Annotated in this window: 14 protein-coding genes; 12 read left to right on the forward strand and 2 right to left on the reverse strand. The window is 71.8% G+C overall.

Annotated elements, in window-relative coordinates:
• Nucleotides 1–217 precede the first annotated feature (217 nt).
• From ACFVN5_RS13585 to ACFVN5_RS13595, 3 genes are all read left to right on the forward strand, one after another.
• Nucleotides 218–3,520 (forward strand): hypothetical protein, encoded by a 3,303-nt coding sequence (locus tag ACFVN5_RS13585; RefSeq protein WP_376955771.1) that lies wholly within the window; start codon nucleotides 218–220, stop codon nucleotides 3,518–3,520.
• 193 nt (nucleotides 3,521–3,713) lie between these two features.
• Complete coding sequence (locus ACFVN5_RS13590; RefSeq protein ID WP_376955772.1) at nucleotides 3,714–6,077, forward strand: cellulase family glycosylhydrolase; 2,364 nt, start codon at nucleotides 3,714–3,716, stop codon at nucleotides 6,075–6,077.
• 32 nt (nucleotides 6,078–6,109) lie between these two features.
• Complete coding sequence (locus ACFVN5_RS13595) at nucleotides 6,110–7,117, forward strand: aldo/keto reductase (RefSeq protein WP_376955773.1); 1,008 nt, start codon at nucleotides 6,110–6,112, stop codon at nucleotides 7,115–7,117.
• 106 nt (nucleotides 7,118–7,223) lie between these two features.
• Here ACFVN5_RS13595 and ACFVN5_RS13600 read toward each other — a convergent pair whose 3' ends face one another.
• Nucleotides 7,224–7,508 carry an iron-sulfur cluster assembly accessory protein gene (locus ACFVN5_RS13600; RefSeq protein ID WP_376955774.1) on the reverse strand — a complete coding sequence of 95 codons (285 nt, stop codon included), beginning with the start codon at nucleotides 7,506–7,508 and terminating at the stop codon, nucleotides 7,224–7,226.
• A 191-nt stretch (nucleotides 7,509–7,699) separates the two neighbouring features.
• Between ACFVN5_RS13600 and ACFVN5_RS13605 the strand changes: the two genes are divergently transcribed.
• The 3 genes from ACFVN5_RS13605 to ACFVN5_RS13615 all read left to right on the forward strand — a co-directional run bounded on the left by ACFVN5_RS13605 (nucleotide 7,700) and on the right by ACFVN5_RS13615 (nucleotide 11,374).
• Entirely contained in the window at nucleotides 7,700–9,592 is a 1,893-nt protein-coding gene (locus ACFVN5_RS13605; protein WP_376955775.1) for a DEAD/DEAH box helicase, read from the forward strand.
• Nucleotides 9,593–9,715: 123 nt separating this feature from the next.
• Nucleotides 9,716–10,288 (forward strand): hypothetical protein, encoded by a 573-nt coding sequence (locus ACFVN5_RS13610; RefSeq protein WP_376955776.1) that lies wholly within the window; start codon nucleotides 9,716–9,718, stop codon nucleotides 10,286–10,288.
• Nucleotides 10,289–10,429: 141 nt separating this feature from the next.
• Complete coding sequence (locus ACFVN5_RS13615) at nucleotides 10,430–11,374, forward strand: phosphodiesterase (RefSeq protein ID WP_376955777.1); 945 nt, start codon at nucleotides 10,430–10,432, stop codon at nucleotides 11,372–11,374.
• 184 nt (nucleotides 11,375–11,558) lie between these two features.
• Here the strand turns inward: ACFVN5_RS13615 and ACFVN5_RS13620 are convergent, their stop codons facing one another.
• Entirely contained in the window at nucleotides 11,559–13,124 is a 1,566-nt protein-coding gene (locus ACFVN5_RS13620) for a stealth family protein (RefSeq protein ID WP_376956806.1), read from the reverse strand.
• 466 nt (nucleotides 13,125–13,590) lie between these two features.
• Between ACFVN5_RS13620 and ACFVN5_RS13625 the strand changes: the two genes are divergently transcribed.
• From ACFVN5_RS13625 to ACFVN5_RS13650, 6 genes are all read left to right on the forward strand, one after another.
• On the forward strand, nucleotides 13,591–15,045 hold the full coding sequence (locus tag ACFVN5_RS13625; RefSeq protein ID WP_376955778.1) for an NtaA/DmoA family FMN-dependent monooxygenase: 1,455 nt from the start codon (nucleotides 13,591–13,593) through the stop codon (nucleotides 15,043–15,045).
• A 68-nt stretch (nucleotides 15,046–15,113) separates the two neighbouring features.
• The gene (locus tag ACFVN5_RS13630) at nucleotides 15,114–16,751 is read left to right on the forward strand and encodes a TIGR04028 family ABC transporter substrate-binding protein (protein ID WP_376955779.1); all 1,638 of its coding nucleotides are present in this window, start codon (nucleotides 15,114–15,116) and stop codon (nucleotides 16,749–16,751) included.
• Nucleotides 16,752–16,963: 212 nt separating this feature from the next.
• The gene (locus ACFVN5_RS13635) at nucleotides 16,964–17,902 is read left to right on the forward strand and encodes an ABC transporter permease (RefSeq protein ID WP_376955780.1); all 939 of its coding nucleotides are present in this window, start codon (nucleotides 16,964–16,966) and stop codon (nucleotides 17,900–17,902) included.
• Complete coding sequence (locus tag ACFVN5_RS13640) at nucleotides 17,899–18,855, forward strand: ABC transporter permease (RefSeq protein ID WP_376955781.1); 957 nt, start codon at nucleotides 17,899–17,901, stop codon at nucleotides 18,853–18,855. Before ACFVN5_RS13635 ends, ACFVN5_RS13640 begins: the two co-directional genes overlap by 4 nt.
• Nucleotides 18,852–20,486 carry a dipeptide ABC transporter ATP-binding protein gene (locus tag ACFVN5_RS13645; RefSeq protein WP_376955782.1) on the forward strand — a complete coding sequence of 545 codons (1,635 nt, stop codon included), beginning with the start codon at nucleotides 18,852–18,854 and terminating at the stop codon, nucleotides 20,484–20,486. The genes ACFVN5_RS13640 and ACFVN5_RS13645 overlap by 4 nt, the downstream gene beginning before the upstream one ends.
• Complete coding sequence (locus ACFVN5_RS13650) at nucleotides 20,483–21,502, forward strand: putative FMN-dependent luciferase-like monooxygenase (RefSeq protein ID WP_376955783.1); 1,020 nt, start codon at nucleotides 20,483–20,485, stop codon at nucleotides 21,500–21,502. Before ACFVN5_RS13645 ends, ACFVN5_RS13650 begins: the two co-directional genes overlap by 4 nt.
• The last annotated feature ends 71 nt before the right edge of the window (nucleotides 21,503–21,573 follow it).

Consider the following 21,573-nt stretch of genomic DNA (forward strand, 5'->3'; position numbering starts at 1 on the left):
CGGATGCCGCGGCATGCTGAAACCGAGCGCCTGGATCGTTTCGATTCACTCTTGACACCCTCATGGGCGAGGCATAGTTTCGAGATTGGAAAGCGTATTCCTGCCATGTCCCTCGACGGCGAGCGATGGCCACCACGACCTGCTCGACGGGCGATCCACCATGCCCGGAATGACGCTGGGCACGGAAACCCAGTCACTTTCGACGAAGAAGGCAGGCATGGTCACCACCTCATCACCCGGATCCACCAGACGAAATCCATGGCGCAAGGCCCTCCCACTCACGGTCTCGGTTGCCGTCGGGCTCTCGCTGTTCGGCGCGAGCGTTCCCGCCCTCGCCGCTCCCAAGTCCGACCTGCGCCCGGTGGAGTACCTCACCCGCGGCCTCGTCGCGGCGCAGTCGGCCAACGGCATCTTCCTGAGCTGGCGTTTCGTCGGCGACGAGCCCGACGGCCTCTCGTGGAACGTCTACCGCAAGGAGGGTGACGCGGCCTTCCAGAAGATCGCGACCATCGCCCCTCGCGACGTGCAGCCCGAGAGCAACTACGACACGAACCCCGGTGTCGTGAAGGAGGACAGCACCCCGTCGAACTACACCGACGCCGACGGCGTGCTCACCTCCGTCTACGAGGTCGCCCCGGTCGTCGACGGCGTCGAGGGCGAGCGTCAGGGCATGAGCGTGCCGATGCTGTCGTCCCTCGCGGGGAGCGCCGGCCAGGCCAACCGCGGTGCCGTGCACTACATCCCGCTGAAGCCCGCGCCGGCCCCCGTGCCGCTCGCGCACTTCACGTACCGCGGCACGGCCAACGAGTTCGGCGGCCCGAACCGCAACCTCAACGCGGCCAGCATGGTCATCCCGGGCACGGGCGGCCAGAACTGGTACGTAGTCGACATGGACCTGCTCAAGGGCTTCCGGTCGGCATACGAGCAGCAGGCGTCGGTCACGCAGGGGCAGCTCGACGGCTGGGTCGCCGCGCTCAACCAGAAGAACACGACCCCCAACGCCCTCGGTGTCGCCACCTACGCATCGGCGCGGCCGGTGGTGAACGGGCTCGTCGACGGCAAGATCACGAAGGCGCTCTACGACGAGCTCGAGGGCGAGTTCATCAAATACGTCGAGAACCTCGACTCGGGCACGAAGCTCCCGTACGCGAAGACCAGCTCGGGCGCGATCTCCACCGCGCAGAGCGGCACGTACTCGACGCACGACATGACGGTCGGCGACTTCGACGGCGACGGCGAGTACGAGATCGTCGTGAAGTGGCGCAGCACGCAGGTCGACCCGATGTACTCGGAGCCGATCTTCGGCGGCGGCAGCACCACGACCGCGCCCGAGTACGTGGACGTGTACAAGCAGGACGGCACCCTGCTGTTCCGCGTCGACATGGGCTACAACGTGCGCGCGGCCAACGACCACGAGACGACGCTGTTCGCCGAGGACTTCGACGGCGACGGGAGGTCGGAGCTGATGCTCAAGACCGCCCTCGGCACCCGGATCGGCAACTGGGACGAGGCCTCGCAGTCCGTCGTCTACCCAGACACGCTGCAGACGGTCGTCGGCGGCGATGACGGTTTGGCCACCACCACGGAGAAGTTCGAGGAGTACTTCGCCTCCGGCAACGATCAGGCGCTCGACACCTACTGGTCGCTCCTGAACAGCTTCAGCATCGCCTACCGCAGCCCGACCTCGGGCGGCGGCAACGACGGGCCCAACGACCCGGCCGTGAAGCGCTGGATCAAGACGTACCACGTCGGTCCGATCGGCCCCGCCAAGGACGACCAGGAGTTCTTCTCGGCGTTCGAGTGGGACCCGGGAGCAGCCAAGGGCGTGCTGGTCGACAGCGAGAAGTACCCCTTCCCGTACCGGGCCAGCGTCGACGGTGAGAACTGGGCCATGACGCCCGCCTCGCAGCGCGGCAACTACTCGTACCTGGCCTTCCCCGGCCCCGGTGCGGGCACCTCGACGAGCGACTACAAGGCGCAGATCCTCGCCCAGTCGGAGGTCTACTGGCTGGAGCACCCGTGGAAGGCCGCCTCGTGGGGCGACGCGCAGGGCAACCGCCCGAACCGCTACGTCGGCGTAGTGGCCGCGCTCGACGGCGTCAACAAGTACGCCGTCTCCCAGCGCGGGTACTACCACCGCACGACCCTCGCCGCCTTCAACATCGTGGACGGCCAGGTCAACCTGCAGGCGAGCTTCGACTCGGCGGATTCGCAGTACTGGTCGCTCGGCGGCAGCGCCTACGACTACCAGAACCGCGGCAACCACTTCACGGCGTCCGCCGACCTCGATGGCGACGGCTGGGAAGAGGTGGTGCTGAAGGCCATGGTCCTCGGCCTCAACGCCGACAAGACCAAGATCCTGCCGAAGGTCCTCAACGGTGACGTCATGCCCACGATCGAGGGACAGGACGGCGTGCCGCCGGTCGCCGGCGCGTTCCAGTTCGCCACCGACGAGGTGCGGAACAACCCGGAGAACGTGTGGGCTCCGCTCCGCCACGGCGACCGCAGCGCCCTGCTGCCGGTCGACAAGCAGAACAACATCCGCGAGTGGTCGGGCATGGAGGAGCACCTCCTGGACGACCTCCGCACCGGTGTGCACAGCGGCTGGATCCCCGGCCCGGCAGGCTACGACCCCATGAAGGGCAAGCGCCTGAACGAGCAGGGGGAGGTCGTCTACGAGAACTCGCTCATCTACGGCACCTACTCGGGCAGTGACGACGAGGGCAGCGTGGCGGGCAACTACTCCAACCGCTGGCCCGGCGCACAGGCCGGATCCGCAGGCGCGACGCGCGAGGTCAGGAGCATGGTCACGGGCGAGATCCTCACGACCACCAACAGCGCTCGCGGCATCGCGCAGGGCCTCAACGCCATCTGGTTCGGTGGCGGCCTCACGCACATGGCCGTCAACGGTGCCACGATCAGCACGGTGAACGACCAGACCTTCGCGGCCTCGTCGTACCTCGCGACGGGGCTGACCTCGACCGGCAACAAGAGCACCCCGACGCTGAAGGCCGACATGTTCGGCGACTGGCGCGAGGAGCTCATCCTCCGGGCGAGCGGCAACCGCCTCGGCATCGTCACCACGCTGGCGCCGACCGAGTACGGCATCCGCACGCTGATGCACGACCCGATGTACCGCGACGGCGTCGCGAACAAGAACACCGGGTACGACCAGGTCGGGTTCGCCAGCTTCTACCTCGGCGACGAGGCGGAGCTGCCGGCGAAGCGGACCGACATCGTCGTCGTCAAGGCCGACACCACGTCGCCTGAGGTCTCGGTGAAGCCGGACTCGAAGGGCGCGGACGGGGTCTACACGAAGGTGTCGTTCCGGGTCTCCGACGACGGCAAGATCGCCAGGGTCACGCTGAACGGCGTGGAGCAGGACCTGGCCGATCGGAAGAACGCCAACATCAACAACATCCGGCCGGGCGCCTCCGGCGCGCAGCTCGGCAGCAATGAGCTGAAGGTGTACGACGTGGCGGGCAACGTCACGACCGTGTCCTTCACGCTGGTCCGCTAGCCGGGCGCAGGCTCAACGGAGAGGCCAGGGAGGGCCGGTCCACTCGGACCGGCCCTCTCGGGTGTCCGCGGCGCCGCGGCATCCGCCGGCTCGGAGGCCCGGTGCACCCCCGAATGCGCGAATTGACAAGCAGTGGGCGATCGCGGATGCTGTGCTGGCCCCCAGCCGCCCCCATTGACACGATGGAGTGCCGATGACCCGCGTTCGACGCCCCCTCGTCGCGCTCTGCACCATGCTCGTCCTCGTCGTCGTCCAGGCGTTCCTCGACCCGACGGGGCTGCTCGCCCTCGTCGGCTGGTCGGGCGCGCTGCCGCGACTCGAGGCCGGGCTCTGGCCGTTCGCCACGATCGCGGTGTTCGTGCCCGTGCTGCTCGCCGTCACCTGGTGGGTGACCGTGCGTGCGGGCGATCGGTACTGGACGCTCGTCCCGGGCATCGTGCTCGCGGTGATGCTGGCGCAGGCCGCCACCTGCCTGGCGATGACGTGGGATGCCGCGACCGCAGCCTGGGCGGCCGGGTACGTCACGGCGAAGGGAGTGCCGGTCGCGCTCGTCGTCGCCGCCGTGGCGCGCTGGTTCGGCGGACCCACGGAGCGACGCGTCGAGGCGCCGGGCTCGGTCTGGGTGCCGGCGATCCTGTTCGCGGCCATCGCGCCGTTCGTCGCCGGCGTGTGGTGGACCGGCGCCGTGTACGCACCGGGCGTGCCGGCCGCGCGCCCCGATCGCGGCGCCGTCTCGGTGATCCTGGGGATGCTGCTGCTCGCCGGCGCCGCCTGGCTCTGCCTGCGCTGGATGCGTCCGCGCGTCCGAGGGGTGCTCGGCGGATGGCTCGCCGCGATCGTCGCAGGCGGACTGGTCGGCGTCGTGCAGGCCCTCGTCGCGTTCGCGGTCGACGGGGGCGTGCGCGGCGACCTCTGGCCGCTGATGTCGGCCTACGTCACCGTCGCCGACGGACTCTCGTTCGGTGCGTGCCTCGGGTGGACGGTCGGCGTCGCGGCCGTCGTCGCCGACCGGCTCGCAGCGGGTCGCGCCGCGCGCGTGCCGCGGATCGTCGCTGCGGCCGCCGCATTGGTGGCGCTCGTCGCCGCGATCGCCCTGCCGTCGTTCAATGCAGCGGTCGCGGCATCCGAGGCACACGCAGCGGCCGCAGCCCCCGCCGACGCCGGCGCCGTGTCCGCCGGCTTCCTCCGCGCCGAGGGCCGCCGCATCACCGACGGCGAGGGCAACCAGGTGCTGCTGCGCGGCGTCAACGTGAACCAGCTCGTCGACTTCTACCAGCCGCAGCCCGACGCCCCGGCCACGCGACCGTTCACGGAGGACGACGTCGCCGTCATCGCGGCGCAGGGGTTCGACGTGATCCGCCTCAACGTGTCGTGGTCGGCGCTCGAGCCCGAGCGCGGCGTGCTCGACGAGGCGTACCTCGACCGGATCCACGAGGCCGTCGATTGGGCCGACGACCACGGCGTGTACGTCGTGCTCGACATGCACCAGGACGGCTGGTGGAACGGCGCGACCCCCGAAGGCGCCGAGTGCCGTGCGGGCACGAGCCCGATGTGGGGCTACGACGGTGCGCCCGAGTGGGCGACGATCACGGATGCCGCGCCGCGATGCCAGTTCGAGGGACGCGACATCTCGCCGGCCGGCAACCGCGCCTTCCAGAACTTCTACTTCGACACCGACGGCGTGCAGGCCGCGCTCGTCGAGACGTGGGGCCGGCTCGCGGCGGAGTTCCGCGACGACCCGATGGTGGCGGGCTTCGACCTGCTCAACGAGCCCGGCTTCGGCGAGACCGCCCCCGTCACTACGTCGTACCAGCTCGGGCGGTTCTACGACCGCGCGATCGCGGAGATCCGTGCGGTCGGTGCGCCGCAGATCGTGTTCGTGGAGCCGAGCATCCTCTGGTCGGGCCTCGGCTTCGACAGCGGTCCGCCGTCCGGCTTCACGGACGACGACAACATCGTGTTCTCGCCGCACCTCTACGCCGAGTCGATCACGATGGACCGCTCGCTCGGGCTGCCGCCGATCGTGGGCATGGAGCGCCAGTTCGAGCTCGCCCAGCGCGTGGCGGACTCGTACGGTGCCCCGCTGTGGTCGGGGGAGTACGGCTACTGGGGCGACGACGCCGACCGCGTCGCCCGGCTCGAGCGCTACGCGGCGACCGAGGACGCCCACGGCCTCGGCAGCGCCTACTGGGTGTGGAAGCAGGCCTGCGGCGACCCGCAGAACGGCATCGGGCCGATCGGCGACGGGCTCATGCGCCAGGACTGCGAGACGGGTGAGGATGCCGCGCCGCGCACCGACCTCCTCGAGATCCTGAGCCGCGCCTACCCGCAGTCCGCCCCGGGCGAGCTCACGGCGCTCTCCGCCGACGGCGCGGAGTTCGAGCTCGCGGGCACGGCCGACGGCGAAGGCTGCGGGCTCCGGGTGTGGGTGCCCGGCTCGGCGAAGCCCGACCTGCGGGCCGAGGGCATCACGGAGGTCGAGCTGACCGAGGTGCCCGGCGGGTGGACGGTCACCGGGTGCGTCGACGGCGAGTACGCGCTCACGGCCGGACGATAGGCGGTTCCGCCGCGCGCGTAGGCTGACGTCTCGTGGACGACCGACCTCCGACCGAGCCGGCGCGCGAGCCGGGGATCGAGGTCGGCCCCGACCACGACCCCGACCTCGCCCTCGCGCCGCTCGGCCTCGGCCTGGCCGCGATCGGCCGCCCCGCGTACATCACCACGGGCCGCGACGCCGACCTCGACGACGACCGCAGCGTCGACGCGATGCGCGGGCGCGCGCAGGACCTGCTCGACGAGGCGTGGGCGCGCGGCATCCGCTTCTTCGATGCGGCGCGGTCGTACGGGCGTGCCGAGGAGTTCCTGGGGTCGTGGCTCGCGGCACACCCGGAGCGTCGCGCGGAGCTGACGATCGAGTCGAAGTGGGGCTACGCCTACGTGGGCGGCTGGCGCATGGACGCCGAGGTGCACGAGCGGAAGGAGCACTCGCTCGGGATGCTCGAGCGGCAGTGGCCCGAGACGCTCGCGGCGCTCGGCGGGCCGCCCGACGTGTACCTCGTGCACTCGCTCACCCCCGACAGCCCGGCGCTCGCCGATGGCGCGCTGCTCGACCGCCTGCGCGAGCTCGCGGCATCCGGCGTGCGCATCGGCGTCTCGACGAGCGGACCCGGGCAGGGCACCGCACTCGACGCGGCGCGAGCGCTGCCCGACTCGCCGTTCACGGCGGTGCAGGCGACCTGGAACCTGCTCGAGCCGTCGGCGGCGCCGGCACTCGCGCGAGCGCACGACGCCGGCTGGCTGGTCGTCGTGAAGGAGGCGGTCGCGAACGGTCGGCTCACGCCGGCGGGCGACGAGCCCCGGGCGGCCGCGCTCGCCGACGCCGACGGGCAGGCGCTCGACGCCTTCGCGATCGGCGTGGCCCGTGCGCAGCCGTGGAGCGATGTCGTGCTCTCTGGTGCGGTCACCGCCGAGCAGCTCGCGTCGAACCTGGCTTCGCGAGCGCCGGTCGCGGCGACGACGGATGCCGCGGAGCTCGCGGCGCTCGCCGAGGACCCGGCCGCCTACTGGACCGCCCGCAGCGTCCGCGCCTGGACGTGATGGCGGACGCGACGACGGGCGCGGACGCGACGACGGCGCCCCGCCGAAGCGGAGCGCCGTCGCCGTGGCACGGTCCGATGCGCGGCAGGGCGCCGGACCGGTCGGGTCACACCTGCGGCAGGATGTCGAAGGCCACGCGGCCGTCCTCATCCACCCGGGCGTCGAGCGTCTTGTCGCCGAGCGCCGCGGTGGCGCTCTCGTCGAGGTAGACGCGGGCGCCGCCCTGCTCGACGATGGCGTCGCGCGGCTTGGGCAGCGGCACGATCGACACGCCGAAGTCCGTGGCATCCGGGTTCTCGGCCTCGATCCGCAGTCCGGCCCGCTCGGTCTCGTCGTTGCGGCGCACGATCTCCTCGACGACGGTGGTGGCGGTGTCGGTCAGGGTGAGCATCGTTCCTCCTTCGATCACGAACCGTCCACCATTCCGGATGCTGCAGCCACCCGCCACCCCTTGCGATCCATGAGCCGATGCCGCACACTGGGCGCCCCTCGGCGGATGATGCCCGCTGGTCAGTGTGCGGCCGCAGGGGAGACTCGACCCCGCCCCGTGACGCCTCCCAGCCGCGCGGACTACCCTGAAGCGTGACTTCAGGCGACGCCCCGGTCGAGGTCGAGGCTCCGGAGGAGCCCGCCACGACGTTCTCCGACCTCGGACTCGAGGGCCCGGTGCTCAAGGCGCTCGACGACGTCGGCTACGAGACGCCGTCCGCGATCCAGGCCGCGACGATCCCGACACTGCTCGACGGGCGCGACGTGGTGGGCCTCGCGCAGACCGGCACGGGCAAGACGGCCGCGTTCGCGCTGCCGATCCTCGCGCGCCTCGACCTGTCCCAGAAGACGCCCCAAGCGCTCGTGCTCGCACCGACCCGCGAGCTCGCCCTGCAGGTCTGCGAGGCGTTCGAGCGGTACGCCGCGCACCTGCGTGACGTGCACATCCTGCCGGTCTACGGCGGGCAGGGCTACGGCGTGCAGCTCTCGGCGCTGCGCCGCGGCGTGCACATCGTCGTCGGCACCCCGGGCCGCATCATGGACCACCTCGACAAAGGCACGCTCGACCTCTCGGAGCTGAAGTACCTCGTGCTCGACGAGGCCGACGAGATGCTGAAGATGGGCTTCGCGGAGGACGTCGAGACGATCCTCGCCGACACGCCCGACGACAAGCAGGTCGCGCTCTTCTCCGCCACGATGCCGGCCGCCATCCGCCGCATGTCGAAGCAGTACCTGCACGACCCCGCCGAGATCACCGTCAAGACCAAGACGCAGACCTCGGCGAACATCACCCAGCGCTACCTCGTCGTCTCGTACGCGCAGAAGGTCGACGCGCTCACGCGCCTCCTCGAGACCGAGAACTTCGAGGGCATGATCGTGTTCGTCCGCACGAAGAACGTGACGGAGGAGCTCGCCGAGCGGCTCCGCGCCCGCGGCTTCTCGGCCGCCGCGATCAACGGCGACATCAACCAGGTGCAGCGCGAGCGCACGGTCAACCAGCTGAAGTCGGGCAAGCTCGACATCCTGGTGGCCACAGATGTCGCGGCGCGCGGCCTCGACGTCGAGCGCATCAGCCACGTGGTGAACTTCGACATCCCCACCGACAGCGAGCCGTACGTGCACCGCATCGGCCGCACCGGACGCGCCGGACGCACCGGCGACGCGATCAGCTTCGTGACCCCTCGCGAGCGCGGACTGCTCGCGCGCATCGAGAAGGCCACGCGCCAGCCGCTCGTGCAGATGCAGCTGCCGAGTGTCGACGAGGTCAACGTCACGCGGCTCGCCCGGTTCGACGACCGCATCACCGAGGCGCTCGCGGCATCCGAGCGCATCGAGGGGTTCCGCGACATCGTCGCCCACTACGTGCGGCACCACGACGTGCCCGAGGTCGACGTGGCCGCCGCGCTCGCCGTGGTCGCACAGGGCGAGACGCCGCTGCTCATGGAGCCCGAGCCCGAGCGTCCGGCCCGCGCCGAGCGCGGGGCGCGAAAGGATCGCGATGATCGCGACGACCGGGACGGCCGCGGACGAGGCGACCGCCGCGACCGCGATGGGCGAGAGGACGACGGCAGTCGCGGTCCGCGCGGACGCCGCGGTGGCGACTCGAACCTGGCGACCTACCGCATCGCGGTCGGACGCCGGCACAAGGTCGAGCCCCGCCAGATCGTCGGCGCGCTCGCGAACGAGGGCGGCCTCAGCCGCGAGGACTTCGGCGCGATCCAGATCCGTCCCGAGTTCTCGCTCGTCGAGCTCCCGGCCGACCTGACGCGCGAGACCCTCGAACGACTCGACGGCACCCGGATCTCCGGCCGGCTCATCGAGCTCCGCCTCGACACCGGCGGGCCGCGCCGACGTCGCGACGGGGACGGTGGGCCGGGGGGTGCCCGGCGCCGCTCCACGGACGCGGGACCGTCGGATCGTCGCCGTCGCGACGACGACGATGCGCCGTCCGACAAGCCGTTTCGGAAGCCGCGGCACCGCTCCTGAGGCGTCGCCTCATTACCACGCGTCCGGCCGGAGTGGAGTCGTCCACGCCGTCCGCCTATCCTCGTATGGGCGCTGCCCCCCGAACGGGGCGGCGTCCTGCACGCAACGCGGGGGAGGTGACGCATGACCGACGGTGAGCACCAGCAACCCGAGGAGCCGATGCGCCGACCCCGCGGACGGCACGCACGACGCCCTGCGCCGGTGGCCGGCGACGGCTGGCGCGCCAAGGTCGCAGCGGCCGCGGCGCCCCTCGTGGCATCCGCTGAACCTCGCATCGCGGCGGCGGCGGAATGGCTGTTCGAGCGGCGCCTGCACGTGCTCGTCATCTCAGCGACGGCGGCGACCGTCATCATGATCGGCGGCGCGGTGGCGCTCATCTCCATCGCGCGCGGCGGCGTGTCGCCCGACGACGAGGTGGCGAGCGTGGTCGAGGGCGTTCGCCCGACCACCACCCAGACGGGCGAGCCGGGCACGTACGTGCCGATCCTGCCGAGCCCCGGGCCCGAGCAGCACCTCGTCCCGGCGACGCCGGACCAGACCACCGGGCCCGAGCCGGGCGTCGGCGACGAGCCCGCAGCCGACGAACCGCCCGTCGAGGACCCGGTCGAGCCGACCGCCGAGCCGGAGCCCGAGCCCGACCAGCCGCGCGGCAACCCCAACGCGCCCGGTCAGACGAAGAAGCCCGTCAAGCCCTGACGCCGGTCGCGCGCCGCCCTGAGCCGACGGTTTCGGCTTCATCACACTCCCCGTTCATGGCGCGTTCAGATTCCCGTGTTCGGGTAGGTTGAGCGCGACGTCCAGCGCTGCGCGTCACCACCGAACGATGGGAACCCCCAAGTGACCATTCGCACGGCCGAGTACCCCCGGCCGGACCACTTTCTCCTCCACATCAGCGACACGCACCTGCTCGCCGGCGGAGGCCGCCTCTACGACCGGGTCGCGAGCGAGCAGCACCTGCGGACGCTCTTCGAGGAGTTCGAGGCATCCGGTGGCCGACCCGAGGCGATCGTGTTCACCGGCGACCTCGCCGACCTCGGGGAGCCCGACGCGTACGACCGGCTGCGCCGCATCGTCGACCCCGTCGCCGAGCGGCTCGGGGCGCAGGTGATCTGGGTCATGGGCAACCACGACGACCGCACGGCGTTCCGTCGCGGCCTGCTCGACGACGACCTCGGCGGTTCACGACCCGTCGACCGGGTCGACGACGTGAACGGGCTGCGGGTCATCACGCTCGACTCGACCGTTCCCGGGCACCACCACGGCGAGGTGACGCCCGACCAGCTCGACTGGCTCGCCGAGGAGCTCTCGATCCCGGCGCCGCACGGCACGATCCTCGCGATGCACCACCCGCCCGTGCCGAGCGTGCTCGACCTCGCGGTGTCGGTGGAGCTGCGCGACCAGGCCGGGCTCGCCGAGGTCGTCGAGGGCAGCGACATCCGCTCTATCATCGCCGGGCACCTGCACTACTCGTCTGCGGCGACCTTCGCGGGCGTGCCCGTGTCGGTCGCGTCGGCGAGCTGCTACACGCAGGACCTCAACGTGCCCGTCGGCGGCACACGCGGACGCGACGGCGCGCGGGCGTTCAACCTCGTGCACGTGTACCCGTCGACCGTGCTGCACTCGGTCGTGCCGCTCGGGTCGTTCCCCGCGCTCGACTGGATCGACGCCGCCGAGAGCGCGCGGCGCCTGGCCGCCGACGGCATCGCGATCCCGGATGCCGCGACGCCCGCGGCTCCGAAGGAGCCGCCGTTCACGATGCCGATCCCGGTGCTGGCGGGCTGACCCCCCCGGTCGTCGAGTAGCGCCCGGCGGAGCCGGACGCTCCCGGTCGTCGAGTAGCGCCCGGCGGAGCCGGACGCGTATCGAGACGCCCCCGTGCAGGATCTCGATACGCGTCGCCTGCGGCGGCGCTACTCGATCACCGGGGCTTCCTGCGTGCGGCGGCGCTACTCGATCACCGGAGGTCCTACGCCGTGAGCTCCGGCACCGCGGCATCCGCCGCCTTCTCCCACGGCGCCGGGAACGGGAAGTAGCGGTCGAGGAAGTCGATGACCGCCGACGTGCGCTCCTCGACCGAGATCTCGGGGAAGCTGCCGTCGTTGAGGCAGAACATGTCCATGTCGCGGCGCTTCAGGAGTCGCCGCATCGCGGGCAGCGCGCGCTTCAGCGTCGTCTCGACGTACTTCACACGCGCGTCCGTCTGCACGACGGCGCGGCCGGTGAGCAGCGCGAAGTAGTGGTACAGCGAGTTCGTGACCGAGATGTCGGTCGCCGCGCGGAACCGGCTCGCGGCCGTGCGCCGGAAGTCCTCGGGGAACGTCGCCTCGAGGTCGGCCATGACGCTGCGACGCAGCGGCGCTGCGCAGTGCTCGAGGTGCCGGGTCGTGACCTTGCCGAACCGCTCGCGCAGCAGCGCCCGGTTCACGCGCGCGGCGTTCTCGAAGCCGCTGCGCGTCGGGTCCGTCTCGCCGAGCCCGATGCGCGTGGTGGCCTCGACGAACTTCGTGATGCCGCCGGGCGAGAAGAACAGGTCGGGCGACACCGGGCGGCCGAAGAACATGTCGTCGTTCGAGTACAGGAAGTGCTCGGCCAGCCCATCGATGCGGTGCAGCTGGCTCTCGACCGCGTGCGAGTTGTGCGTCGGCAGCACCGACGTGTCGCCGAACATCTCCTCGCTGCGCACGATGGTGACCTTCGGATGCCGCGCCAGCCAGCTCGGGGCGGGGGAGTCGGTCGCGATGAAGATGCGTCGCACCCACGGGGCGAACAGGTGCACCGACCGCAGCGCGTACTTGAGCTCGTCGATCTGGCGGTAGCGCGCCTCGGAGTCGTCGCCCTCGCCGACCACGTAGCTCTGCATGCGCTTCGCCCGCTCGCGGATGAACTCGTCGCTCGAGCCGTCGACCCATGAGAAGACCATGTCGATGTCGAAGTCCACGTCGCTCGCGAGCGGCGCGAACATGTGCTCGAGCGTCGGCCAGTCGCGCCCGTGCAGGTGCACGGTGTCGTCGACCGCCTCCGAGCGGGGCATGGTGCGGCGCATGAGCGCGTTCTCGACGGGCGCCTCGATGGTGTCCTCGCCGAAGCGCCAGAGCTCGAGCTGCACGGCGGTCTCGCGGCCGTAGCGCAGGCGGCCGACGGGCTCCACGCGCGGCCGGTACAGGCGCAGGATGCTCGCCTTGCGGTGCGCCGAGAGCTTCCCGTCGGCGAGCAGCACGGGGTCGGCGTCGGCGATGCGTTCGGGGGCGATGGTCGCGGCGTAGAACGGCTCGTTCGCGAATGCCTCGGCGAACGCACGCGCGACCGCCTTCCGGTCGGCCCGGTCGACCGCGATCACGAGCCGCTCGTCGTTGCCGCGCACGAGCAGGTAGCCGATGCCGGCGGCGTCGAGCGCGTCACCGACCGCGCGCAGGTCCTCGACCATCGACTGCCTGGGCGTCGTGTGCCCGTTGCGCAGTGCGTACTGGCCCTTGCGCAGCACCAGGTCGTCGCGGTCGAATCGCGCGATGCGCGGCGACGAGGCCACGAGCACGAGCTCCGAGGCATCCGCCAGCCGGACCTGCGGCGAGGTCGGCTCGCGTCGCGCGAACGAGCTGCCCGGGTGGTCGAGGTGGTCGGCGGATCGATCGCGGTCGGGACTCGTCACGGACGGGTGGCCTCCAGGGGTCGGCTGATCGCACGGAATCGTGCGGGGGAGAACCTCCATCCTATCGAGCGGGCCGCCGGCGGCGACGGCTTGACAAGGCGGTCGTCGAGTGGCGCCCGGCGGAGCCGGACGGCGTATTGAGACGCGGTGCGGGCGGATCTCGATACGCGTCGCGCTGCGCGCGGCGCTACTCGATCACCGGATGTGCGTCGTTTCGTGACGGCGTCCGCCACGGGTGCGGTGACGCCCGGTGACGCAGGGTGTCGGCGTGTGGCACCCGGTTCCGTCGTGTGACGGGTGCCCTCGCGGCATCCGTCGACCCTCCCTAGCGTCGGCCATCGGAGGTCCTCACATGACTCGACTCATCATCGGCGCGATGGTCCGCGCGATCGGCGCGTACCCCTCGGGCTGGCGCTACCCAGGTGCGCACCGCGACCCGCGCGGCGACGCCGCGGTGCTGCGACGCGCGGCCGAGGTCGCCGAGGCGGCGCGGCTCGACTACCTGTTCTTCGGCGACTGGCTCGCGACCGGGCACGACCTGGAGTTCCGCGACCCCTACCTCGTGGCGCGAATCGACCCGATCTCGGCGGTCACGTACCTGGCCGGCGTGACGAGCCGCATCGGGCTCATCGCCACCGCCAACACGACGTACGCCGACCCCTACACGCTGGCGCGCGCCACGGCGTCGATCGACCTGCTCTCGGGCGGACGTGCCGGCCTCAACCTCGTCACCGGCGCCGAGCCGCGCGCCGCCGGCAACCACGGGCGCGACCACCACCAGGCCAACGACACGCGCTACGACCGCGCCGTCGAGTTCGAGTTCGTGCTGCGCCGGCTGTGGGACTCGTTCGAGGACGGTGCGATCGTGGCGGATGCCGCGTCGGGCGTGTACCTCGATCCGTCGCGCCTGCACGCCACCGACTTCCACGGTGCGCACCTCAGCGTGACCGGGCCGCTCAACGTCGCCCGTCCGGTGCAGGGGCACCTCCCGATCGTGCACGCCGGCACGTCGCCGCGCTCCCGCCTGTTCGCCGCGCAGAACGCCGACCTCGCGCTCGTCGCGGTCTCGGGGCTCGAGCACGGCATCGCCATCCGCGAGGAACTTCGCGCCCTCGCGTTCGAGTCCGGGCGCGACGACCGCACGCTCAAGGTCATCGCACCCGTGCTGCCGATCGTCGGCGAGACGCGCGAGCATGCGCAGGCCATCGCCGACGAGCTCAGCGAGCTGCTGCAGATCGCCGAGGACTGGCCCGACGGGCCGCCCGAGGCGTTCCCCGCGAACCGCTCGCTCGCGCAGCTCTCGGTGCTCCTCGGCGTCGACGTGTCGGGGCTCTCGCCCGACCGGGCGGTGACGCCGGCGCTCGTCGCGCAGTTCAGCGCCGCCGGACAGGAGCTCGTCGAGATCGTCGCCGAGCGCACGGGGCGCAGCCCCTCGGGGGAGCGGCCGCCGACCCTGCGGCACCTCGTCGTCGCGGCATCCGTCAACGCGTCGATGGTCGTCGGCACGGCCGCCGAGATCGCCGAGGAGTTCCAGACGTGGGCCGAGGCCGGCGCCGTCGACGGGTTCAACGTGCTGTCCGCCGTGCAGCCCGCGCAGTTCGAGGCATTCGCGCTCGGGGTCGTGCCCGAGCTGCAGCGACGCGGCGTGTTCCCGACCGAGTACGAGGGCTCGACGCTGCGCGAGCACCTCGGACTGCCCCGTCCCGACAACGTGCATGTTGCCCACGGTGACGTGCGGTTGCAGCCCGTGACCGGCCGTGACGGCGCGGGTCATCGGGCGGTTGAGCGCACCGCGCGGCATCCGTAGCTTCGACGACCAACCCCCACCCGGGGCCATCCCCGCACCGTTCCCGACCGAAGGAAAAGATCACCGAGATGTCCACGCCACGCATCACCCGCCTCGCCCTCGCGAGCACGGCCGCGCTCGCCGCGGCGGCCCTGCTCGCCTCGTGCGCCGGCCAGGCCCAGTCGACGGATGCCGCAGCCGGCGACCCCGTCGAGGGCGGCACGCTCACCTACCTCGAGCACCAGGCTTACACCACGCTCTACCCGCCGCAGGCCGGCTTCTACCCGAACGGCGGACTCGTCAACAACCTCACCGCCCGCCTCACGTGGCAGGACCCCGACTCGCTCGAGATCGAGCCCTGGGTCGCCACCGAGTGGACGGTCAACGCGGATGCCACGGAGTACACGTTCGACCTGCGCGACGACGTGACCTTCTCCGACGGCACCCCGCTCGACGCCGCCGCCGTCGCGAAGAACTTCGACACCTACGGCCTGGGGAACAAGGACCTGGGCCTCACCATCTCGGAGGCGATCAACAACTACGCCTCGAGCGAGGTCGTCGACGCCGACACCGTCACGTTCCGGTTCTCGGCGCCGGCGCCCGGCTTCCTGCAGGCGACCTCGACGATCAACTCGGGGCTCGTCTCGCCGGCCACCCTCGACCGCAAGCTCGAGGACTGGGGCGCGGGCAACGCCGCGGCGATCGTCGGCAGCGGCGCGTTCGTCGCGACCGAGGAGGAGATCGGCACCACGCTCCACCTCGAGGCGCGCGAGGACTACGACTGGGCGCCCCCGTCGTTCGAACACCAGGGTCGTGCCTACCTGGACGCGATCGACGTCGTCGTGACGCCCGAGGACAGCGTCCGCATCGGGTCGCTGCTCGCGGGCCAGGCCGACGTCATCCGCTACGTGCAGGCGTTCGACGAGGCGCAGGTCGAGGGCGCCGGCTTCGAGGTGATCGCCGCGCCGACCCGTGGCGTGAACAACTCGCTCGGCCTGCGGTTCACGAACCCGCTGCTCAGCGACCTCCGGGTGCGCCAGGCGCTCGTGCACGGGGTCGACGCGCAGGAGGTCGTCGACACGATCTTCACCGAGAACTACCCGGTCGCCACCTCGGAGCTCGCCGCCACCGCGAAAGGCTACGTCGATGAGTCCGAGGGGCTCGAGTACGACCCCGAGCTGTCGGCCGAGCTCCTCGACGAGGCCGGCTGGACCGAGGGCGCCGACGGCATCCGCGAGAAGGACGGGCAGCGCCTGTCGCTCACCGTCTACGAGGCGAAGCCGCAGCCGCTTTCGAAGCAGACGCTCGAGCTCGTGGCGCAGCAGCTCAAGGAGATCGGCGTCGAGCTCAACGTGAAGGCCGCCGACTCGGGCAGCTACGCCGAGGACATCCTCGACCCGCTGAAGACCCCGCTGTACCACTCGATGGTCGGACGCGCCGACAACGACGTGATCAAGAGCCAGTACCACACGAAGAACCGCAACACGCTGCTCTCGGACGACGCCGAGCTCGACCGCCTGCTCGAGGCCGTGGCCTCCGAGCCCGACCCCGCGAAGCGCGACGAGGCCTCGGCCGCCGTGCAGGACTACCTCACCGAGCAGGCGTACGTGATCCCGCTCTTCGAGGAGCCGCAGGTCTACGGCGCAGCGTCGTACGTGCACGGGTTCCGCACGGAGTCGGTCGCGCGGCCGCTGTTCTACGACACCTGGGTCGAGAAGCAGCAGTAGGCACTTCCGCTGATCGAGTAGCGCCGCCGCAGGCGACGCGTCCCAACCGCTGATCGAGTAGCGCCGCCGCAGGCGACGCGTATCGAGATCCACCACGGGTCTCGATACGCGTCCGGCTCCGCCGGGCGCTACTCGACCACCGGACGCTCGCGTCCGGCTCCGCCGGGCGCTACTCGACCACCGGACCTCCGCACAAGGAAGGAGCACCCCCCATGGCGTACCTCGCCCGCCGCACCGGCCAGGCGCTCATCGTGCTCGCCGTCGCGTTCACGGCGACGTTCGTGCTGCTGCAGGCGCTGCCCGGCGACGCGATCCTCATCAAGTTCGAGAGCCCCGAGCTGGGCCTGAGCCCCGAGCAGATCGCCGACATCAGGGCCTCGTACGGCGCCGACAACACGGTGATCGAGCAGTTCCTGCACACGCTGTCGGGGTTCGTCGTCGGCGACTTCGGCTACTCCGTGCAGTACGGCACCGCGGTGCACGACCTCATCGGCGCGGCCCTGCCGGGCACGATCGCGCTCGCCGGGTTCGGGTTCCTCGTCGCGGTCGTGATCGCCGTGGGGCTCGCGGTGCTCTCGACGCTCGCGCCGTTCGCGTGGCTGCGTTCGTTCCTGCGCAGCCTGCCTGGTCTGTTCGTTTCGGTGCCGGTGTTCTGGCTCGGCATCGTGCTCATCCAGGTGTTCTCGTTCCAGCTCCGGCTCGTGCCCGTGATCGGCGCCGACCCGGTGCAGGGGCTCATCCTCCCCGTGCTCACGCTGGCGATCCCGATCTCCGCTCCGCTCGCGCAGGTGCTCGTGCGCTCGATCGACGACGTGCAGCTCTCGCCGTTCGTCGCCGTCGTGCGCGCCAAGGGCGCGAGCCCGCGCTGGGTGCTGTGGCGGGATGTCGCGCGCAACGCGGTGCTGCCGACGATCACGATCGCCGGCGTGCTCATCGGCGAGCTCATCGGCGGCGCCGTGGTGACCGAGACCGTGTTCGGACGCGCCGGCATCGGCCGCCTCACCGAGGAGGCCGTGCGCAACCAGGACGTCGCCGTGCTCCAGGCGGTGGTCGTCCTCGCCGCGCTCGTGTTCGTGGCGGTGAACCTCGTGGTCGACGTCGTGTATCCGGTGCTCGATCCCCGGCTGAAGCGGAAGGCGGTGGCGGCATGAGCGCGCCGGTGGAGACCCCCCTGGTCGAGGAGCCGATCGCCCTCGGTCGTCGAGTAGCGCCGTCGCGGAGCGGCGACGCGTATCGAGACGCGGCCCCCAGCGCTGGCTCGGAGCGTCTCGATACGCGTCCGCCTTCGGCGGGCGCTACTCGACGAGCGATCCGCGGCATCCGCCCCGACCTGGTGCTCGCGTGGGCCGTCATCGTGCTCGCGATCGCGTGGGCGGTCGTGCCCTGGCTGTTCACGGGCGCCGACCCGCTCGCCGGCGTGCCGGCCGAGAAGCTGCAGGCGCCGAGCGCGGCGCATCCGTTCGGCACCGACGCGATCGGCCGCGACCTGTACGCGCGAGTCGTGTACGGCGCGGTGCACTCGCTCTCGGGAGCGTTCGTCGCGGTGACGGTCGGCCTCGTCGGAGGCACGCTGCTCGGCGTGCTCGCCGGGTCGCTCGGCGGCGCGGTCGACGCCGTGATCGGACGCGTCGTCGACGTGCTCCTCGCGATCCCGGCGCTGCTGCTGTCGCTGAGCATCATCATCCTGCTCGGCTTCGGCACCGTGAACGCCGCCATCGCGGTCGGCATCGGCTCGATCGCCGCCTTCGCGCGGCTCTCCCGATCGGAGGTCGTGCGCGTGCGCCAGGCCGACTTCGTCGAGGCCGCGTTCGGCTCGGGCGCGCGGCTGCCGACGGTGCTGTTCCGGCACGTGCTGCCGAACTCGCTCACGGCGGTCATCGCACTCGCCGCGCTGCAGTTCGGCACGGCGATCCTCGCCATCTCGACGCTCGGCTTCCTCGGCTACGGCGCCCCGCCGCCCACGCCCGAGTGGGGCCTCCTCATCGCCGAGGGACGCAACTACGTCGCGACCTCGTGGTGGCTCACCGTGCTGCCAGGCCTCGTCGTGGTGCTCGTCGTGCTCGCCGCCAACCGCATCAGCCACGCCCTCGGGAGGAACCGATGACCGCGCTCCTGGAGCTCGAGCACCTCGACGTCGCGTACCGCACGTCGGCCGGGCCGAGCCGAGTCGTCCACGACGTGTCGTTCGACGTCGCCCGCGGCGAGGTCGTCGCGCTCGTCGGCGAGTCGGGGTCGGGCAAGACCACGACCGCGAGCGCGGTGCTCGGGCTGCTCCCCGCAGGCGGGACCGTCGAGGGCGGCGGCATCCGGCTCTCGGGGACCGACATCTCGGGCTGGAGCGACCGCCGCCTGCAGGCGGTGCGCGGCGTGCGCATCGGGTACATCCCGCAGGATCCGGTCTCGTCGCTGAATCCCGTGCGCCCGATCGGCGTGCAGCTCGGAGAGGCGTTCCGCATCCACCGTCGCGGCGAGCGGCGCGACGTTCGTCGCCGCGTGCTCGAGCTGCTCGACCGGGTCGGCATCGACGATCCGGCGCTGCGAGCGCGGCAGTACCCGCACGAGCTCTCGGGCGGCATGCGCCAGCGCGTGCTCATCGCCTCGGCCGTCGCACTCGAGCCCGAGCTCGTGATCGCCGACGAGCCGACGAGCGCGCTCGACGTGACGGTGCAGCGCCGCATCCTGGACCTCATCGACGAGCTGCGCCGCGAGCACGGCACCGCGGTGCTGCTCGTGACCCATGACCTCGGCGTCGCCGCCGAGCGTGCCGAGCGCGTGGTCGTCATGCAGCACGGCCGGATTGTCGAGCAGGGCGCGACCGGCGCGCTCCTCGACGAGCCCCGCGAGGCGTACACGCGCCGTCTGCTCGCCGACGCGCTCGGCCTCGAGGAGCCCGAGTTCCGTCGTCCGCGCCCGCCCGTCTACCTGCGCGACGCGAGCGTGGCGGCGGCCGAGAACCCGTTCGTGCTCGAGGCATCCGGGCTCGTGAAGGCCTACGCGACGAAGCGCGGGGCCGAGCCGTTCCGCGCCGTCGACGACGTGTCGTTCAACGTGGTGCGCGGCACGACGCACGCGATCGTGGGCGAGTCGGGGTCGGGCAAGACGACCACGGCGCGCATCGTCACACGATTCGTGTCGCCGGATGCCGGGACGGTGCGGCTGGGCGACACCGACGTCACGGCGCTGACCGGGGCCGCTCGGCGCGAGTTCCGCCGCCGTGTGCAGCTCGTCTACCAGAACCCGTTCGCGTCGCTGGACCCGCGGCACACCGTGGCCGACCTCGTGGCCGAGCCGCTGCGCAACTTCGGGATCGGCGACCGGCGCTCGCGGGCCGAGACTGCGCGACGGCTCATCGACCGGGTCGCCCTGCCGTCGCACCTGGCCGGGCACCGCCCGCGCGAGCTCTCGGGCGGCCAACGGCAGCGGGTCGCGATCGCCCGGGCGCTCGCGCTCGAACCCGACCTGGTCGTGCTCGACGAGGCGGTCTCGGCGCTCGACGTCACGGTGCAGGCCCGCATCCTCGAGCTGCTCGAGCAGCTGCAGGGCGAGCTCGGGCTCAGCTACCTCTTCATCTCCCACGACCTCGCGGTCGTCGCCCGCATCAGCCACTCGGTGTCGGTGATGCGTCGCGGCCGCGTGGTGGAGTCGGGGCCGACCGAGCAGGTGTTCCGGTCGCCCCAGCACGAGTACACCCGGGAGCTGCTCGACGCGGTTCCCCGACGGAAGGTCACGGCATGACGCGCATCGGATTCTTCACCCGGCTCCTCGACGACGCCACGGCGGCCGAGCGCTACCGCATCGCGACGGAGCAGATCGTGCACGCCGAGCGGCACGGCTTCGACTCGGCGTGGGTGGCGCAGCACCACTTCCACGCGGCCGAGGGCGGACTGCCGTCGCCGTTCGTGTTCCTCGCGCACGCGGCGGCGCAGACGAGCCGCATCCGGCTCGGCACGGGTGTCGTGACGCTGCCGCTCGAGGACCCGGTGCGGGTCGCCGAGGACGCGGTCGTGCTCGACCTGCTCTCGGGCGGACGCGTCGAGCTCGGGCTCGGCTCGGGCTCCACGCCCGCGTCGTTCCTCGCGTTCGGCGAGCGCTCCGAGGACCGCGGGCGCGTGTTCGGCGAGAAGGTCGACGCGCTCGTCGCCGCGCTCGCCGGCGGCGAGCTCGGGGACCCTGCCAACCACCTGCAGCCGCCGGGCCGTGACCTGCTCGGCCGGGTCTGGCAGGCGACGTTCTCGTCGTTCGGCGGCACCCGAGCCGGGCGCGCCGGGCACGGGCTCCTCCTCTCGCGCACGCAGCCGAGGCCCGGGGATGCTCCGCGCCGCACGCTCTCCGAGCTGCAGCTGCCCATCATCGACGCCTACCGGGAGGCACTGCCGACGGACGTGCCGCCGCGCATCCTCGCGTCCCGCACCCTGTTCGTCGCGGACTCCCGCGAGGAGGCCCGTCACTGGGCCGAGCTCGGACTCCGCCGCGCCGCCGTCGGATTCGCCCGGGCCGGACAGCCGCCGATCGGCGACACCCTCGACGAGCTCATCGCGACCTACGACACGCACGTCGGCACCCCCGTCGAGGTGATCGAGTCGCTCGCTCGCGACTCCGCCGCCGCGGAGGCGACCGAGGTGGCGTTCCAGGTGCACTCCGTCGATCCGCCGCACGAGCTCGTGCTGCGGTCGATCGAGCTCATCGCGACCGAGGTCGCCCCCGCGCTCGGCTGGGGGACCCGGGCGCTCGCCGCGGCATCCGCTGGCTGAGCGCCCGGCGAAGCACCCCGTGGGTTGGGGAGCGCCCGGCGGAGCCGGACGCGTCTCGAAACCCACCTCCA

The organism is Agromyces sp. NPDC057865 (genome assembly GCF_042796995.1).
In the GTDB taxonomy this organism is placed as follows: Bacteria; Actinomycetota; Actinomycetes; order Actinomycetales; family Microbacteriaceae; genus Agromyces.

Excerpts from the sequence above, each read along its gene's own strand:
- ACFVN5_RS13590 (WP_376955772.1), top strand. The coding sequence starts at position 3,714 with ATGACCCGCGTTCGACGCCCCCTCGTCGCGCTCTGCACCATGCTCGTC.
- ACFVN5_RS13630 (WP_376955779.1), top strand. The coding sequence starts at position 15,114 with ATGTCCACGCCACGCATCACCCGCCTCGCCCTCGCGAGCACGGCCGCG.
- ACFVN5_RS13600 (WP_376955774.1), bottom strand. The coding sequence starts at position 7,508 with ATGCTCACCCTGACCGACACCGCCACCACCGTCGTCGAGGAGATCGTG.
- ACFVN5_RS13635 (WP_376955780.1), top strand. The coding sequence starts at position 16,964 with ATGGCGTACCTCGCCCGCCGCACCGGCCAGGCGCTCATCGTGCTCGCC.
- ACFVN5_RS13640 (WP_376955781.1), top strand. The coding sequence starts at position 17,899 with ATGAGCGCGCCGGTGGAGACCCCCCTGGTCGAGGAGCCGATCGCCCTC.
- ACFVN5_RS13625 (WP_376955778.1), top strand. The coding sequence starts at position 13,591 with ATGACTCGACTCATCATCGGCGCGATGGTCCGCGCGATCGGCGCGTAC.
- ACFVN5_RS13645 (WP_376955782.1), top strand. The coding sequence starts at position 18,852 with ATGACCGCGCTCCTGGAGCTCGAGCACCTCGACGTCGCGTACCGCACG.
- ACFVN5_RS13610 (WP_376955776.1), top strand. The coding sequence starts at position 9,716 with ATGACCGACGGTGAGCACCAGCAACCCGAGGAGCCGATGCGCCGACCC.
- ACFVN5_RS13585 (WP_376955771.1), top strand. The coding sequence starts at position 218 with ATGGTCACCACCTCATCACCCGGATCCACCAGACGAAATCCATGGCGC.
- ACFVN5_RS13650 (WP_376955783.1), top strand. The coding sequence starts at position 20,483 with ATGACGCGCATCGGATTCTTCACCCGGCTCCTCGACGACGCCACGGCG.